This window comes from Levilactobacillus hammesii DSM 16381 (assembly GCF_001434395.1).
GTDB classification, from domain to species: Bacteria; Bacillota; Bacilli; order Lactobacillales; family Lactobacillaceae; genus Levilactobacillus; species Levilactobacillus hammesii.
The window spans coordinates 52969-71872 of record NZ_AZFS01000045.1; the positions used below are offsets into that span (position 1 = coordinate 52969).

At 46.1% G+C, this 18904-nt stretch carries 9 protein-coding genes; all 9 read left to right on the top strand.

Features of this window, described 5'->3' with window-relative positions; genetic code table 11:
* Positions 1-417: 417 nt before the first annotated feature.
* The 9 genes from FD28_RS03770 (at position 418) to FD28_RS03810 (ending at position 18863) form a co-directional block, all read left to right on the top strand.
* A complete protein-coding gene (locus tag FD28_RS03770) occupies positions 418-1128 on the top strand; it encodes a WxL domain-containing protein (protein ID WP_057732744.1) in 711 nt (236 codons plus the stop codon).
* Positions 1129-1264: 136 nt separating this feature from the next.
* A complete protein-coding gene (locus FD28_RS03775) occupies positions 1265-2311 on the top strand; it encodes a WxLIP family cell surface protein (RefSeq protein WP_235806843.1) in 1047 nt (348 codons plus the stop codon).
* Positions 2312-2828: 517 nt separating this feature from the next.
* A complete protein-coding gene (locus FD28_RS03780) occupies positions 2829-5189 on the top strand; it encodes a hypothetical protein (RefSeq protein WP_057732748.1) in 2361 nt (786 codons plus the stop codon).
* 675 nt (positions 5190-5864) lie between these two features.
* A complete protein-coding gene (locus tag FD28_RS03785) occupies positions 5865-8312 on the top strand; it encodes an L-type lectin family protein (protein WP_157059833.1) in 2448 nt (815 codons plus the stop codon).
* Positions 8313-8842: 530 nt separating this feature from the next.
* Complete coding sequence (locus FD28_RS03790) at positions 8843-11233, top strand: hypothetical protein (RefSeq protein ID WP_162255545.1); 2391 nt, start codon at positions 8843-8845, stop codon at positions 11231-11233.
* Between the two features lie 210 nt (positions 11234-11443).
* Entirely contained in the window at positions 11444-12679 is a 1236-nt protein-coding gene (locus tag FD28_RS03795; RefSeq protein ID WP_057732754.1) for a lectin-like domain-containing protein, read from the top strand.
* Between the two features lie 10 nt (positions 12680-12689).
* On the top strand, positions 12690-13580 hold the full coding sequence (locus FD28_RS03800; protein ID WP_057732756.1) for a WxL domain-containing protein: 891 nt from the start codon (positions 12690-12692) through the stop codon (positions 13578-13580).
* A gap of 660 nt (positions 13581-14240) precedes the next feature.
* Positions 14241-16271 (top strand): lectin-like domain-containing protein, encoded by a 2031-nt coding sequence (locus tag FD28_RS03805; RefSeq protein ID WP_162255546.1) that lies wholly within the window; start codon positions 14241-14243, stop codon positions 16269-16271.
* A gap of 327 nt (positions 16272-16598) precedes the next feature.
* Entirely contained in the window at positions 16599-18863 is a 2265-nt protein-coding gene (locus FD28_RS03810; RefSeq protein ID WP_057732760.1) for an L-type lectin family protein, read from the top strand.
* Positions 18864-18904: the final 41 nt, after the last annotated feature.

The window sequence follows — 18904 nt, forward strand, 5'->3', positions numbered from 1 at the left end:
GGTTTGGTTAATCAACCAAAACGGAGGGTGAGCAAACACTGTGTGAACTAAAACAAAGTAGCCTGATATTTTTGCTGATTTTGACGAATGTAAACTAAAGACACAAACTGTACATCACACGAATAGGCTTCTGAAACGCCTACGTTACGCGGATTATGGGTATCATAAGTATATACTGTAAACTTTAAGAAAGGCTATTGAACGATTCTCTTTAAAATCATCTTCCCCACACATGATTAATTGTGGACAGAAATAAAAAAACGTGCTATTATAACTTATGTAATCAGATGAGTTCATCAGATGGTTCAACGAAACGCCTCTAGTTGGGGCAGGTTCATTAGATAGAGTCGCGGATTTGAACAAAAAGTTTAGAAGAGTAAAAACACAGACAATCAAAGTTGAGGGAGATAAATTATTATGACTAAAAAGACTGCTTTACAATTAATCGCTACTGTTGCACTTGCTGCTGGTTTTATTGGGGTTTCCGGAGTTTCTGCTAATGCGGCTACGACTGATGCCGGTGCTAGCCAAAGCACGACGGCTACAGTTGGTTTGACTGCTGGTACGACGGATCCAGAAGGTCCTCACTCTGGTTCTATTCAATTGATTGCTGCACCTGATATGGTATTTGGTCCAGCAGACGGCACTAAGATTACTGGTGCTGCTCAAACGATTAAAGCTGGTTCATTCACCACTAATGCTGATTCAACAATTAAGTCGACAACAACTACTTTAGATCCAAATATTATTAAGGCTGTTGAACCGAGTGACGTTGCTGTTAACAACCCTGGTACTGATGATGCCTGGTCCGTTACGGTTAAGGCTGACAACTTCACGAAGACCACTGGCGATAAGGGTAACTTGTTAGGTGCCGTGATTAACTTCGATGGTGCCGCAGCGACAGCTAACGGTGATGTGAAGGTTAATCCAGCCGTAGCAGCTAAGCCTGCAGTTACTGCCGGTGGTGACGCCGTAGAGATTCTGTCAGCTACTAATGGTAATGGGGTTGGGACTTGGATGAACCGTTTGAGTAATGACACGAACTTGTCCATTAATGCTGGTAACACGCAAGGCACTTACACGTCTAACTTGACTTGGACGATTACTAACACGCCTGCTACTGTTTAATTAACCGAATAAGTTTCAAAATTGAAGTAGCAAATTACCTTAAATATTAAATTCAGAATGCGGTAGCGACAGCTACCGCATTCTTTGTTACAATGAAGAAAACGGTTTACAAAACATGATGGAGGCTGGGTTAATCATGAAACGTTGGTTGAAAGTGTTGGTAACGCTAGGGACGTTACTAGTGGCGTTTGGCTGGATGCAGCAGACGAAGACCGCTAAGGCGGAAAGCGTTGGGTATTCGGTTAGCACGATTACGCCGAAAAACCAAGATGACAAGCAGGTTACTTACTTTGCCTTGCGGGTGAAGCCTAATCAACAACAGAAGTTGACGATTGTCATCCACAATTCGAGCAAGTCTGACAAGCAATTTCAAGTGGGGGTTAATCAGGCGCTGACCAATACCAATGGGGTTATTGATTATAGCCAGGCCAATCCTAAACTGGATAGCTCATTAAAAGTTGGGATCAAGGATATCTTTAGCAAAGACAGCACGCAAAAAGTGACGGTCAAAGCTAGAAGCGGAAAGAAAGTCTCCGTTGAATACAAGATGCCAGCCAAGAAGATTGACGGGATGATCCTGGGCGGCATCTACGTCAAGGAACTTAAGAACGATCAAGCAAATAGTAAGAAAAATGGTGTGACCATCAGCAATGCCTTTGCCTACGTCGTTGGGGTCCGCTTACGTGAGAGCGGCATTGACGTTGCGCCTGATATGCGGTTAAACACGGTTAAGGCGGGACAGATCAGCGGCTTGAACCAAATTCAAGCAAACCTACAAAACCCACGGCCAGGCCTGATGAAGGCCTTAAAGGTGGTTTCCAAGGTTACCAAGCAAGGTAGTTCTAAGACGGTATTAAGCCAGACTAAGGAAAATATGGCGATGGCGCCGAACACTAACTTTAACTACTCCATTCCTTGGGGGGATAAGCAGTTAAGCGCTGGCGACTACACCTTGAAGCTGGATGCCTATGCCAAGGGTGGTTATCACTGGCAGTTCACCAAGAACTTCACGATTAGTCAAAAAGATATCAATTCTCTGAAAAACCGGATCAACACGCCGCAGAAAAATTACTTCTGGTGGTTCGTTGCCGGGGGCATCATTATCGTGCTCTTACTGGCAATCATCATTTACTTACTGATGAAGAATCGGAAGAAGAATGACGATGAGGATCAAGCTGAATAAATAAATTCTAAAACGGTACTACAACCGATTGCGCGTTCTCGTTCAATTGGTTGTAGTGCCGTTTTTTTAAAATGAACTTGAAGATAGAAATTGCCCTAGCCTTCGACAAGATATTCTGAATGATGCTTGGCTTTATATGGGATTGGGACATAATTTTGGAAGTGGATAAAATAGTTGAAAGCCTATAACGTGTCATGTAAAACGATTTACCTGCTCATAAAAGCGATGTTACGGTTGAGTTTTAGTCATAAACAGATTATAATAATTTTAATTCATAGTAAAATTAGTCAACGGACGTCATCTTTTTGATGACACTCGTTGTGAACGAAATATGATCACAATCGGTTGGGCAGTTTTGTGAGGAAAGCTGTTTTCTGATTTGTATCGATTGTTTAGTTAATTATCGATGTAGATTGAAACGACTGGTTGTATAAAAAATTATAAATGTCAGGTATCGATAACGAAGGCAGCGATGACCAGTATTTATGGGTTTTCCGGTGAAGGAGGAGAAAATAGCGTGAAGATGAGATCAATTTTATTGGGTATAGTGACAGTCGTGACTGGGCTGGTATGGGGTGGACAGTCAGTGACGGTACAAGCCAAGATGACGAACGATCAAATCCTGCAAACCGCACCCAAGGGCGTTACAATCGGTGAGTATTTCAGTAGGGGTGATATTAGTGGGAATAATGCCAAGATTAGTTCAACGGACTTCGGCGATGGTCAAGCCGTTAACCTTACAACTGGGGCCAATCAAGCCGGTGCAATCTGGGCTAATGATGATGCCCGCATGAACTTGAATGAGGATCAGACCGCCTCAATGTGGATGTACTTTGGGGATGGTCGAAAAACGGGGAGTGCTGGTGATGGGATGGCTTTTGTCCTGCAGAACGATTCCAATGGTGTGAATGCCATCGCCAAGAATGCGGACGGGACACCGGCCGCTGGTCAGTCAATGGGTGTCTGGGGAACGGACGCTCGGACGGATATGACCAAGCCGCTAGATACGGATGCCATTGCCAAACTCGCAATTCAAAATAGTTGGGCAGTGGAATTTGATACAGTTTCTAATCAAGATATTTTGCCGACTGCCGCGCCTGATGATGCTAATTCGATTAGTCTGTTGAAAAAGGGACCCGTTTCGGACTTTGACCGGGATGTATCTGGTCAGCATATTGCATCGAGCTTTCCCGGGAAATCCACGACCTATCAGAGTAACCAAGCATCGGAGACGACAACAGGTGGTTCTTGGCTATTCCCGACGACCACGACGACCAATTACTACTACCCCTCAATGATTCATAAAGGGACAATTACACCTGGTACCGGTACGAGTATGTTTACGTTCTTAGATGCTGGTTGGTGGCGACACGTGACCATGCACTGGGATAGCTCAACGGATATGATGACCTATAGCTACAATGACCAAGTTCCCCGGTCCGGTGAAGAAGCGACGACGGCAACCTCATCAACGGACTCCGTCTCGAAGACCTATACCCAAAGTGTAAAGATTAATCCTAAGGAAGATTTGGGCGTTGGCTCCGATGGTTTAGTTCGTTGGGGTTTCGTGGGTTCCACTGGAAGTTCGACGGCTGCAATCGAAAATAATATCGTGGTCTTTGACCAGGTTCCTGGCCTGGTAAATGGGGATACGACAGCCACTTTGACCGACACCTCTCAGTCTGACAAGGTCATTGATGACCCTTCGGATACTGTGAATAGTGGCGACCGGCTGTCACTGAATTACAATTTGAAGTACACTAGCGGTCGCGAGTCTTGGAAGGATATTGTTGCCAAATTGAATTTGCCATCAAATATTGTGTTTAAGAGTGCCACCATCAAGTATGCTAATGGGGATACCGATACGATTAGTGATTTGGACACCAGTAGTTCGACGGGGCAAGCTTTAAGTAAATCCCTTGAGAACCTTAACAATAAGCAGGATGGCAGCACCGCACCGAATGCGACTGCCGACATTACACTTAATGGTGTGGCCGTTGCTGGTAGTAGTGATACGACGGCTGTCAAGGAAACCCACAGTTCGTTTGAAGGGTCGAATGCGCTGATGCACACGACGCTGAGTGCATTCAATGTGAAGAAAGTTAATGGGTCAATGACGATGGCACTTACCGGTGATAATATTGACGCTGGTGGAATCTCAGGAAGTCAAAAGTTGACGGAAGCTAAAGATGTCACTCTAACCGGCCAGATTACGTATGGACCAGGTAGCACGGCTGCGGCAAACAGCGGCATCACGTTGCACCCTCAAATGAACGGGGTCAACCTGCCAACGAAGACCTTGAGTGATAGTGACGCTGCTGGCAAGTTCAGTTACACGATTCCCGCCGCCAGCATCATCTCTGGTCTGACTGATGGCAATCAATTTGTGATGTATGCGACGGATAAAAATGGCATTAATTCGGCTAATGATGTCGGGTATACGATTACTTTGAAGGACGGCACCTTAGATCTAATGGCTAACCCAACGGGCACGTTTAACGTTGATCATCCTAGGAATTTGACAGGTTCTGCCATGAGTTTCCCCGCTGATAGTAACTGGGGTGTCCAGGTTAAGGATACTCGAGGAACCGGTGGAACGTGGACCTTGACTGCTCAGGCCGATCCCATTACCAGTTCGAACGGTCTACTAGATGGTGACATTGTGTATGAAAAAACTAATGGTGATCAGCAGAGTCTGACGCAAGGGGCGGCGACGATCGACACGCACACCTCTGATTCCGATAGTGATGAGGTTGATGTGACGAGCGGCTGGGACAGCACGCATGGTATTCAGCTTGAAACCAACGCTGGTGCTATCAGTGGGTCCTACTCAACGACTGTGCACTGGTCGTTGAATAATGTTCCCGCAAGTGAATAGAAGTGTCTTCGGAATACTAATACAGAATCATCCTGATGAAAAATAAAGGGATGATTCTTTTTTTTGCATCTTATCAGTGAAAATGTTGATCAGCTGGGATTTATTCGTGCCGATTGGTTTTGATCTGATTTTTTTGTGAGACGGCTGGTTGGAATTAACCGGTTAATTAATTTCACTTCAAGGACTGACCTGAGGGGGGCAAGTGGCACTGGCTGCTTATGGAATATTCTTTCAGAACGTGAGGGGAGACTGTGTCATAGGTTTCTAGCCTAAACAAGCAGTCATTGCACATGAGCTTCTTTGTGGGCAGTTTTATAATAAAAAAGCATTTCAAGCCCAATTGAAAAATCAACAAATTAGAAAATAAACGATGGGCTTAATGACTGTCATATCAGTAATTACAGAATGCTGATGAAACGAAGATATTTATATATAATTTCTCTTATAATTCCAACCAAGTGATGGTATACTATATTTATTAGGGTGGTTAAATATTTAGAAAACTACTGGTATTTGGACGTTATTAAGTAAGTTTAATTTATATTCGTGCCATAAAAAGGTTAAAAGTATTGATGTTGACGTTTTACTAGATTTTTAGTTAAGGTTTCAACATCATTATCGAAAAGTTGAGGATCTACAGAAGTCTGGCGAAAACCAGATGAGGGGGTTATGCATTTGAATGCGGTAAGGAAAGGATTATTGCGTGCGGTAACGGCGTTTGCCATGGTCGGACTAGGGCTATGGGGAAACGCTGAGGTTGCCAACGCCAAATCGACGGTTTTTAATACTGGCGATGCGGCACTGAAAGGGGCCCCACAAGGCGTTTATTTAGGGAGTGGGACCACTTCTGATTACTTTACGATTGACAAGACTGTTGCCACTGCCAGCGGGACCAACGCGGCGAACTTAGTTGATGCTGGCAGTCCAGCTGGAACGGCTAACAGTGCCATTCAGATCTCTAAAAATGGTGTGAAAGATTCTTGGGGATCTATCTGGTCGAAGCAACAATCGTTTGATTTAAGCAAACCGGAGTCAGCTTCGATGTGGATTTATGCCAGTGGTGAAAATTCCACAGACGCTGGGGATGGGATGGCTTTTGTCCTTCAAAATGGGGGGACGGATGTCTATTCTGGTCCTGGTGAATCCATGGGGGTCTGGGGCGTTCCGGACAGTTTGTTTGCACAGACTAATGTGGCGAGCACGGCCATTCAGAATAGTTGGGCGTTAGAGTTCGATACGTATCCCAATGGTAAGGGCGGAATTCCAACACAACCGACCTACGGTTTTCTTGATCCATTGCATCTCACACCAATTCCAAGTTGGAATTTCTCGGGTCAAAATCCCAGCACCTTTGATGTGAATGGGGATACGGCTGGGACCCAGACGGCAATTAATGACACGCACATTGCCTCTAATTATCCTGGGGACAGCAGTACTTATACGGAAACTTCTGATTATGCCAATGGGAAAAAGCAGCTGAACTACTCGGTTCAAAACTGGCAAGGAGACTTTTATTACTACACCATGAAGCACGAGGGCTTCCTAGATGAAGGGGCTACTGGCGGGAACGGTAACTTGTCGGATCACCGTTGGCACCACATTACGGTTGATTACACGCCGCCAACCACGGCTGGGGGTAAGGGATCAATGACCTATACCTACAATGACAAGGACCCAGATACGGGATTACCAATTGATTCGAATGACTATGCGACGGTTCCAATCGATCTTAGCAAATTCAATCTTGCATCAGGCCAATCCAAGGTTCGTTGGGGATTCACCGGTTCCACCGGTGCTGCCACTGAAAATAATTTAGTTGTCTTCGATCAACTTCCTGGTCAAGCACAGACGGAAGCTACGGCTAAGCTGGAATCTCAAGATGATAATGATCCGAACACCTATAATGAAGTGAATTCTGGTGGTTCAATCTCAGGTGGGAAAACTGTGAAGTTAACCTATACCTTTGGGAGAACGGACGGAGATGAAGATTGGAAATCGGTGAATGCTAATTTAAAGATTCCTAGTGGCTTGGACATCACTTCGGGAACAATCGATTATCCAGACGCTAGTTACAAAGATAGCAATGATAATAAAGTTGACGTCTCAAAGCTGACTACCAGTTCAGACGGGACATCTCAGTCGCTGCCAGTATCGCTGGCAAGCGGAGGCTTAACGATGAGTGGGACGCAACATGCTACCATCACACTAATGGGGACGGCTAAAAACCTAGCGACCGATTCGACTGGTGTAGCCGAGAATGCTGAGACCAGCTACTTCACGGGGACCAATGCGACATCATCCGCGAAGACACCTAATTTTACGATTACACCTAAAGTTAATGATAAATTGGCTATGGATACGTTTAAGGAATTAGGAACGTTGAAAGTGAATTATGGTGGGGCTGAGCAAGCCCTGGTTATGGGAACAGCAGTGCCATCTGATAAATCAATGACAAGTCTTATTGTTATCCATCCATCTATTAACGGTGTTTCACAGGACCCAGAGAAGTTGAGCGATATCCAAACAACTACTTATCCGTATAGTACGAGTCCATACTACTTCGACTATAAGATTGATAATGATAAGCTAAAGCCAGGCGCCAACACGGTTAGTTTTTATGCGACCTACGATACCGGTACAGATAAGGTGACGTCAACCACGGTCAACGCCACGGTTACTGCCGGTACAGTTGGTTTCGGTCACACCAGTGGGAATATGACGTTTAAGCCAACAACCTTGACGGGGGACGGCCAGAGTCAGGTGATTAATCGCGCTGATGACTGGAGTTTGGATGTGGATGATTCATTAACCAAAGACAGTGTTTGGCAGGTCACGGCTAAGACGGATGGCATGCATGCTGACGGAGATAACGTTGCCGTTCAGACGCCACTCGATGGATCATTAATTTACACAGATGATGCGGGTCATGAAACAACGTTGAATAGCTCGGCGTCACCATTAATTGCGAGTGGTACCTCAACCGGGGATGATACCTCAACTAATATTGCCGCCGGTTGGAAAGACGATACTGGTATTCGTTTGAAAATTGGGGCTAACGCGGTTGAAGGGAATTATGAGGGAACGATTGACTGGTCCTTTATTAATTCAGTATCTCCATCTTAAAAAATTTGAACTTGAAAAAGCCGAGACAAGATTCCTTTTGAGAATCTTGCCTCGGCTTTTTTACTGGCGGAATAATGGCAATAAACAAGTGTGGATTCAGTTCCGAATGAACATAATGTCGTCAGTTGATAACCAACGAATGCTAATGTGAGAGGAGACGATAGGATACAATAGCGATCAATAGATGCAAATGTTGTAACTTTAATTAGTTAACCCAGGTGATATACTATAGGTGGAAAGTAAAAAAGTTAACTTAATTAATCAAGTGCTGATTAATGCTAGGTGCAGGATGCTGATGCCACTTGGTTACCACGTGATAGAGAAGTGAAGAAGGAAAGTTCTTGGCGACTGGCCGCGATGAACGGCGTCAGTATTCGCTTCCTCACAGGGGTAATCAGGGCGTTCGGCTAAAATTAAGCGTGTAATGGTTAGTCACGAAAAAGTTGAGAATCGATTAAAACCTGGCGGAAACCAGTTTGGGGGTTATGAGATTGCAAATTACGAAGAAAGGATTATTAAAAATAACGTTGGTGTTCACCATAGTAGGGCTAGGACTATGGGGGCACGCAGGAAATGCCCGGGCAGCTTTTGATACCGGCTCAGATGCGCTGTCAGGTGCACCACAGGGGGTCTACTTGGGTAGTGGCACGGCTTCTAATTACTTTACGATTGACAATTCAGTTTCGACGGCCAGTGGGACTAACTCGGCACATTTAGTGGATGCTGGTAGTCCAATTGGTGCGAAAAACAGTGCGATTCAAATTTCTAAGGCGGGGTCAGCTCAAAGCTGGGGCTCGATTTGGTCCAAACAGCAGTCGTTTGATCTCAATCAAAAGGAAACCGCTTCAATGTGGATCTATGCCAGCGGCAACTCGGGTGACACCAGTGTGGGTGATGGGATGGCCTTTGTCTTACAAAACGGTGGGACAAATGTTTACTCGGGGCCCGGAGAATCAATGGGGGTTTGGGGCGTTCAGAATTCAGACTTTTCAAAGACCAATCTGGCGGATACGGCGATTAAAAACAGCTGGGCGCTGGAATTTGATACATTCCCTAACACGGCAATTCCAACGCAACCGTCATATGGCATCTTTGATAGTGCTCACCAGTACCCCATCTCGCAGTGGACGATTGGGGGCAGTCCGACTTCATTTGATGTCAATGGTGATGGCAGTTCACCCTCTAATCAGACCGCTATCGAGGATACACACATTGCGTCAAACTATCCGGGCGAAAATAGTACGTATTCAGAAGCCAAGGTTCCCTATGCTTTGGGGACAAATGGTTACGGACCGTATTATTACTATACGATGAAACACGAGGGCTTTTTGAATGAAGGCCCCACAAGCAATAGCAAATTGTCTGACCGGAATTGGCATCACATTACCATTCAATACACGCCACCAACAACTGCTGGTGGTGATGGGGCAATGACTTACACGTATAATGATAAAAATCCGAATACGGGTCTTTCTGAACCATCGACGGATTATGCCACGGTTCCCATTGATCCGGCCAAGTTTCATTTAGCAGCTGGACAGTCCGCAGTTCGTTGGGGATTCACGGGTTCGACTGGTGAATCTACTGAGAATAATTTTGTTATCTTTGATCAACTCCCTGGTCAGGCACAGACTGAGGCCAAGGCCAGTCTAGCCGCTAAGAGTGACCCCGCTAATCCAGACGAATATATTAACGTGGGTGGTAATTCTACGCAGACGAGTTCAATTCCAGGTGGCTCAGAGGTTAAGTTAACCTATACCTTTGGTCGAACAGATGGGGATGAAGATTGGAAGTCAGTTAATGCAAATCTGAATATTCCCAGTGGGCTAAATATTACGTCAGGAACGATTACTTACCCGGATGCTAGTTATAAGGATAGTAACGATAACAAGGTTGATCTGTCGAAAATGACCACGAGTTCAGGTGGTTCGGCACAAAATTTACCAGTGGCACTTGCGGATGGTGGTTTAACGATGAGCGGTACGCAGCACGCGACAATCACGTTGTATGGTACGGCAAAGAATCTGGCAACGGATCAAAGTGGGGTGCTGCAGCCAGAGCAAACGAGCTACTTCACGGGGACCAACGCCACATCGTCAGCAAAAACACTTGAGTTTACGATTACGCCCAAGATTAATGCCAAGTTGGCCATGGATACCTTTGATGATAAAGGGACCTTGAAAGTCAATTATGGCAGTGCCCAGGCCGCTCGGGTGGTAGGAATCGCGATGCCAGCCGATTCTACCCACGTTCCGATGGAGGATATTACGATTCACCCCGCGATTAATGGTGTGGCGCAGGATCCAGAGAATCTGATGGACATTTATGCGGCGGAAATGTCACCGAACTTTTACTACTTTGGCTATGATATTGCCAATACCAAGTTACGTCCTGGTGCCAATACCATTAGCTTTTATGCCACTTACGGTTCGGGGGCAAATGAGGTCACGTCGACTACGGTAAACCGGATTGTCACCGCAGGCACGGTCGGTTTTGGTCATACGAGTGGCAACATGACCTTTAAGCCCACCATCCTGACTGGGGATGGTCAGAGTCACATGATCAATCGAGATGGTGATTGGCAATTAGATGTTGACGACTCACTGGTCAAGGGGAGTACGTGGCAAGTCACCGCAAAGACGACGGGCATGTTTGCCGATGGTGACAATGTCGCCGTCAAGACGCCACTTGACGGTTCATTGGTTTACACGGATGCAGCGGGGCATGACACGGTATTGAACGATGAGGCTTCACAAATCATTGCGAGTGGAACCTCAACAGATAATGACACGACAACGGACATTGCCCAAGACTGGAAGGCTGATACTGGAATCCGTTTAAAGATAAACAGTAACGCAGTCGAGGGAAATTATGAAGGAACAATCGATTGGTCAGCCGTAAACTCTGTTTCACCTAAGTGATGGGCTTATGCCATAAAGATTGGAGTCACTCTACGCGTGTAGGGTGACTTTTGTTTTGCCCAGAAATAATATTGCGCTGAATAAGATAATTCAATTAGTAATGTATCTAACCTAACAATGACAGTGCTTAATCGTTAGGGTCACACAGTTTTCTCGTATACTAAAAGTGAAGTGTATTTCATATCTTTTAAGGAAGGAGCCGTGTGGTTTATGAAATTTAAGACAGGTTTACTAGGGATACTTGTCATGGTTGGTGTCTTGTTTATGGGCAGTGGGTTAACAGGGCACGCGGCTGATACGCCAGATCAGGATGCTACCGATTTAACCGCGGCTCAAGCGAGTATGCCGCAGGGGTTGCCACTCAGTGATTACTTCACAATTGGTAACTTTGATGGCATTAACTCCGCTAAGGTTCAAGATTCCACCAATCCTAACACCTTGGGTACGCAGGCTGTTCAGTTGACGAATGGCAAGGATCAGTTGGGGACCATTTGGGCCGGCAGTGCGTTAGCGTTTGATCTCTCTCGAAATGAGAAGGCTTCCATGTGGATGTATTTTGGAAACAAGAAGGGTCAAGCTGGTGACGGGATGGCCTTTGTCTTACAAAATGACCCCCGTGGAACCAAGGCAACTGCGGTGAAAAAGGATGGTACGCCAGCGCGTGGTGAATCCATGGGTGTTTGGGGCTATCCAGACGATCTAACATCGACCAACAGTGGAACGGTTGCGAGTCAAGCTATCCAGAATAGTTGGGCCTTGGAATTCGATACCTTTGTCAATAATCAATATATCTATGACAATTATATGAATGCGACGAATTTTGATAATAATTTGAAACAACCCCACATTGCGGACGGCTTTCCCGCTAAAACGGGGACCTATCAGCGGAAAGCGCTGCTCAGTTCTGATGGTAAAAACTATAATTATGCAACCATAATGACGCACCAGAATTCTATCAGTGGAACGGACTCGTCTTTTCTCTCCAACGGGGCTTGGCACCATCTCACCTTGGACTGGACAGCAAGTACCAACACCATGACCTACACAATAGATGATAAAGATCCGGCGACTGGGCTCGCCCAGGCCGGACAATCCAGATCAGAGACCATCTACTCCAGTGATCTCGGCGATAAGACGACTGCACTGTGGGGGTTCACAGGTTCTACTGGGGGTAATTCCGAAAGTAATCTGGTGAGTTTCGAACAGATCCCCGGGTTGGTCGATAGTAGTGCGACGGGGACGGTTACGGACCTGACGCAGAATAAAAAGATTGCTGATGGCGATAGTGTGAATACGAACGACCGTCTGCAATTGGACTATCAGCTGACCTACAATTCAGGAAGTGCGCCCTGGACTAATGTGCGCGCCAGTCTGAAGATTCCAACGGGAATTACCCCAACTAAGGGGGATTATTACGAACCCCGATGGAACCACATCAAGTTTTGATGTCAGCAACATGACCGATCAAACGTTGAAGACGACCTTAGCGCAGTCCTTGACGAAGAGTAACCCCACGGCGAAGATCACAATCCTTGCCAAAGCAAGTAGCACAGCGACTACTGTGCCTAGCTCACAGGGAAACTTTGTCGGGAGTAACGCGATTACCTCGGCCACGATGAATGGCTTTAAGGTTAACCAGTTAACGTCCTCGTTGACCCTGCTTCTGATGAGCCAGTCAACAGTTAATCTTGATGCTGGTCAGGGGACGACAATTACAGGAATGGGTAGTGTCTTGAATGGCAAGGTTGGTAGTAAGGGGATTACCTTACATCCAACGCTCAATGGTCAGGAATTGGCGACCACCCAATTTAGTCAGGGGAGCTTTTCCTATGATGTACCTGCCGGAAGTCTGAAGACTGGAGACAATACGCTGGATCTGTATGCGACTGATACCTTAGGTGATGTTTCAAACGACTTACAAGTCACGATCCATGTGGCGGGAACCCTTAACTTTGGCGATGTTTCATCGACAAGTACCTTTAAACCGACGGCCTTGATTGGCACGACACAGGATATTTTGCCGGCGAATGATTGGCAATTGGATGTCAAGGATACGCGAGGTGCGGGTAATCACTGGCAATTACAGGCGAGTGCAACGCCGTTTGTAGATGATGCTGGTCACCAACTAGACGGTCAGTTACGGTACCGGACGAGCAGTGATGATCTGACATTAACATCGACACCAACTACCGTGGCAACCGGCACCAGTTCCGACGATGGCACAACGACTAATGTTGCTAGCGGTTGGAATGCGACAACGGGTCTGCATATGCAGGTTAGTGGCGGTGCGGTGGCCGGAACCTATAAGGGCGAAGTTAAATGGATATTGGCCAATGCACCACAATGATTTAAAGTTGAATGAGGTCGAACCCCAAGATAGCGGGTTCGGCTTTTTTTAGTGGCATCGATAGGGTTGACTTAAGTTGTTACTGAAAAACAATTGTGTGGGGCCTGCATACAAAGTTATGGTTATTTATGCATTGAAATCACAACTGATTATTGTGTTATGGCCTGATAAGTGAACGATCCAAGACAATGAAAGGGCACCCAACAATACCAGTGATATAAAGTATTCATGGAATTGATTACGGGCCATGATTATTTAGAGAAACTAAATTTAACATTGCTGTTGAATTTAGTTGACTAACCGAATATAATGAATTTAGTTAACAAGAGAACCAGTATAGGGGAGTCGACATATTTGACAGCATACTGGGATAATCATGATTCAGCTCGATAGTAAAGTTAATTTTCTTATGAGATGCAGACGTTTAAAAACGATGTCGAGGCTGAACATGAACGTAAAAGGTGATCACGGTTACGACTAGGTGGCGCGATTTCTGTTTTACAAAGGAGTGGGTAGGCTTTGAAGTTGAAAACGGTTTTTGTTAGTGCGATGGTCATAGGGTTAGGGTTAACACTTGGGGGACAAAGTATAACGGCGAAAGCAGGTTTTTTTGATCCACCGATTCAGCAAGCTTTAGAGACGGCACCGCAGGGTGTTCCAGTGAATGATTACTTTTCGTTGGGAAAGATTAGCAATAATTCAGCGGTGTTAGCAGATACACCATTTGGTAAGGGACAGGCAGTTCAGTTAACCGATAAAGTCAGCCAATTGGGAACGGTTTGGACGAACGACTCGTCAGAGATGAGTCTGAATTCTGACGCTACAGCCTCCATGTGGATGAACTTTGGTAATCGGAATAGTAGTTCTGGTGATGGGATGGCGTTTGTTTTACAGAACGATACGCGCAATCTTTCCGCCAGTTCTACGGATAATGCAGGAACGCCTCTTGGTGGAGAAACGCTAGGGGTTTGGGGATCGGATAAGGACAAAACCAAGAGTCAAGCTAGCGATGTGGCCAGTTCGGCGATTAAGAATAGTTGGGCGTTGGAATTTGATACCTATCCCAACAAGACAACGGGAAATGGGGCCCCCGGGGTAAGTAGTTCTTTTGATGATGATCCTAATTTAGCAGCGCCATATGCGCACATTGCTTCGGGATTTCCAAGTAGTTCAGCCACCTATACGATGCACTCGGCTCAGGGTGGCTACTATGCCACCATGAACCACATACAACCGATCTATAAAAGCTCCGCGGGGTGGATGGTCGATGGCGCGTGGCATCATGTCACGTTAAAGTGGAATGCGACTGATCAAACGATGACGTATATTTACGATGATAAAGATCCTAAAACTGGGAATCCACTTCCTAATGCAGAGTCGAGAACGGTCAGCGTTCCTAAAAAGGCGATTGATCCCGGTAACACTGGCAAAGTGCGCTGGGGATTCACCGGGTCCACTGGGACTAGATTTGAACCCAATGCCGTGGTTTTTGAACAGATTCCCGGTATCGTTAACGCCAATACGACGGCTACGATTAAGGATGAGACCACGCAAAAGACAGTTGCTAGTGGTGACAGCGTTGGTGCGGGCCACAGTATGCGGCTAACCTATAACCTGGCCTATACGGGGGGGAGCCAGAATTGGAAAGATATCAAGGCCCAACTCAACTTGCCTAGTAACATTGATTATACGGATGGCAGCATTTCGTATGGCGACAACGCCCTGCCTGAGACTAAGTTGAGTAAGTCAGATATTGGTTCGGGCGCGCTAATTCTTCCCATCCAAGAGTTGTCTAAGACCAATCCGACAGCAACCATTACCCTAAACGGGGATGCCAAGGTTGGGAGTACGGCACAATTAACGAACAAGTTTGTTGGGGCAAATGCTTTGACGGATGCCAGAACACCTGATTTTACCGTGACACCGGCTTCCAAGACCAGTCCCCTTCATATGGCCTGGACAGGAGATAGTGTGTCCGGGAAGACATCGGTAGCACCCAAGACCGATGTCCCGGTAACCGCCCAACTCAGCTATGGGGATCAAAGCAGCGTTGATAATAGTAAAACCACGTTGCATCCAGTATTGAATGGCGAATCCTTGCAGCCGGAACCGCTGAAGGCCACTGATAAACCCGGACAGGTTACCTATTCGGTTCCGCAAGCCAAGTTGCTATCGGGACAGGACAATACGTTACAACTTTATGCTGAAGATGGTGATGGCCGTATTTCAGATAAGTTAACGTACACGATCACGGTAAAAGCAGGGGCGCTAGATATGAGTGTCCCAACAGGAGCGACGTTCAAGCAGACGACTTTGACGGGAGCGGAACAGCTCATTCAACCAAGTGATGATTTTAATGTATCCGTGACTGATACGCGGGGAGCCAATAATAAGTGGGTCTTGTACGCAAAAGCCACACCGTTCGTGTCGCTTTTGCGGGAAACTTTGCCAGGAAGCTTAATTTACAAGCAAGGCGACAGTAAGCAAGATTTGACCGCGGGATTCGTAGAGATCAAGTCAAGAACCACAACGAGTGATAACGATATCGTGGATGTTTCTAAAGGGTGGCGTGCGGATTCAGGACTCCTTCTAGATGTTCAAGGCAATGCCATCGGTGGCTCAAGTAAGCAACCAGCTCGGTATGGTGGCACAATTACGTGGAGTTTCACCAATTCGGTCTCAACCAATTAAAATTTTGAGAGGTCAGTCGCGTAAACGACTGGCCTTTTTTGAGGTTATAAGTAGTGTATCAAAATCGCTGGGTATTAGCACTATTTATCTGCTAAAAGATGGGTATAAATAGTGCTAATATCAAGATATAAATATTGTGATATAAGGATTTGGGGTTAATTTATCGAGGGACATATGCTATACTAATTTTCAATGATAAATGGTGTTACTATTAAACGTACCATATTATGACAAATGTTATGGAAACATTGTAAATTCGTTGCTGGTTGCCTAGTGAGCAAACAGCGGTAGATTAGGTTTAATCCATGATTTGGGAGGAGTAATTGATTGTTGATCAAGATACTAGTTGCTGGACTGATGGGACTGTTATTGGGTGGGGTGTTGCTTAATAGAGCTGTACCGACTTTTGCGGATGAAAACTTAGAAAATGCGTTAGGTACGACCCCTCAGGGAATCCGTCTGTCGGAATATTTTGAGGTGGGAACGGTACAAGGCGAGCAGAAAGATAAAAATCAGGCCAAAGTGATCGATTCAAAGAATGAAAAAACCAAGAATACACAAGTGGTGAAATTGACCGATGGCGCGAATCAGGTCGGCAGTATCTGGTCAACTGAAGACAATCTCTTTGATTTAGACCACGAACAGACTATTTCGATGTGGTTATACTTTGGAAATCGGGGCAAGCCAGTTACTGGTGAAGAAAATGAGGATAAAAATACGGCCGGTGACGGTATGGCCTTTGTTCTGCAGAATGACCCGCGCAAGACGGCCGCAGTTACTGAAATGAACAGGTGGACTATTCGGGGGGAAACCTTGGGTGTCTGGGGCCTCGATAAGGGGAGTGTGAGTACAGATGAAGATTCAACGGTACTCAAGCAACTTGCGACGAGCGCCATTCAGAGGAGCTGGGCATTAGAATTTGACACACATTTGAACGCCAAACGTAACTATGATGACTTAACTGGACTAGGTGATTCTTTTGATTCAGACACGGGAGCAGGAATGCTGCTTTATCCACATATTGCATCGAACTATCCGGCGGAGCCGACAAGTTATACGCGAAACCGAGTGTTTCATACGGCTAGCGGTTCGGATGGTATGCTTAATAATCATAATGATTGGCGGTCCTATATTTCACTGAACCATGAGGGGTTGATACAAGGAAAAAACTTTGCCTTTTTATCGAATGGCGCTTGGCATCACTTGACCCTGCGCTACGTCCCTCAAGTGGATGGGAATCCTGAAACTGGTCAAATGACCTATACGTTCAATGATAAAGACGTGATTACAGGAGCTCCTCAGGATGGAGAATCGCGGACGGTAACGATTGATAAGAAAAAAATCGTGGCTAATGAAGCTACTAGTGAAAAAAAGCCGGCACGTTCGGCACGCTGGGGATTCACCGGGGCGACGGGGATGAACTATGAAAACAATCTGGTGGTATTCGACCAAATTCCAGATCTGGTGGATGTTTCGGCACAGGCTGAGATGATGAATCTCTCTCAAAATAAGCAAATTCATGAGGGCGATACGGTTGAAGAACATGATCAGGTGCAGCTAAACTATAGCGTTCAATACAACAATGGGCGGTCAGATTGGCATGACGTCGTTGCGTCTTTAAAATTGCCACGACAGATTCACTATTTGAGTGGCACGATTAGTTGTCGTGGAGAAGAATCGCTGCCGATTTCACCAGCCGAGCTTTCACAGAACACGTTAACCAAAAAACTTAAGACCTTTACAGCGGATCACAATCAGGTGGAAATTTCGTTGAAGGGAGAAGTCACTGAAGGTGCGGGGGCGGTCACCACGGTTCCGACGACAACCAGTAACTTTAACGGGACTGAGGCGGTAGCGGAAGCCACGATCCCCGGTTTTCGGGTGATCCCAGTGAAGTACCTGACGCTTCACTTAGACGGTGATGGCACACAAACGGTCGATGAAGGCGATTCGGTAAAGCTCTCAGGGAGCGTTCAGGTTAAGGGAGAAACGGTAACCCCTTCAGATTTACGGCTACACGTTGCGGTAGGCGACACTGAAACTAACTTTCAGCTGGATGATCAGAAACCTCTAGGACAGCTTAATTGGGAGTTGCCGGCCAATCTGTTTACTAGCGACAAAAATGACGCAAGGGTTTGGGTAACGGATTCTCTGGGCCATCAGTCCGAAAAGGTACCCTTAACGGTGCTTGTGGGACGCCTGAAGGTAAAAAACGTGACGCCTAACATCAGCTTCAAGGGCCATCTAACTGGCTATCTTCAAACCTTGCCACGACAGGAGCCCTTTAGCCTAACCATCGAAGATACGCGTCGATCTTGCCATGATTGGCACTTGGATGCGACGGCGTCTCCATTGGTTCGCGAAGATCAACGACACTTAGCCGGTCAATTAGTTTACGTTGATCATCATAAGACAAAGCCCCTATTGAATTCGGAAGCGCAACGTATTATGAATTCTGACGCTGACCACGTACAGCGGGAGACGCAGTTAACGGCTGGCCTGAAGGAAGGGCTGTTGTTGCGGGTCGATTCTGATGCAGTTCGTGGTGACTATACTGGTTCGATTACCTGGATGTTGTGTAATACGCCGTAGGCCATGTCGTTTCATTGAAAAAACGCCAGGCCAGCCGTTAC